General features: G+C 40.5%; 1 protein-coding gene. It reads right to left on the reverse strand.

Annotated elements, in window-relative coordinates:
- The coding region (locus DK187_RS20995) for a transposase (RefSeq protein WP_162623584.1) at window positions 1–380 on the reverse strand (380 nt) is incomplete at both ends.

The following is a 380-nucleotide window of genomic DNA, read 5'->3' on the forward strand; positions in this document are numbered from 1 at the left end:
ACTTGGTTTCCAATAGAAGAAGGTCTAACGCCTCAAATAACATTTTTTCTGTTATTTCATAACGGGAGGTTTTCAGGATCCTTTTGGCTAAATAGCAATAAGACAATACTCGCCTCGTTGTTATTGTATTTGATTGGAAATGACGATGATAACCTTGCATCTCAGCCGCTTTCCCAATGACGTAAAGGCACCATTGAGCAAGTAAGGCAATTAACAGAAGGGTTTGTAATCGCTCAATAGATTGGCTTCGGCTACGTTTTAGTCCTAGCCCATAATATTCGTTCTTCGTGTCTCGGAATGCTTCTTCGATGGTCATTCTGCGCTTATAAATATTGACTAGAGCAAGAGGAGGAAACTCGCCTTTTGGCAAGTTACTGACT

This window comes from Marinomonas arctica, assembly GCF_003259225.1.
GTDB lineage: Bacteria > Pseudomonadota > Gammaproteobacteria > Pseudomonadales > Marinomonadaceae > Marinomonas > Marinomonas arctica.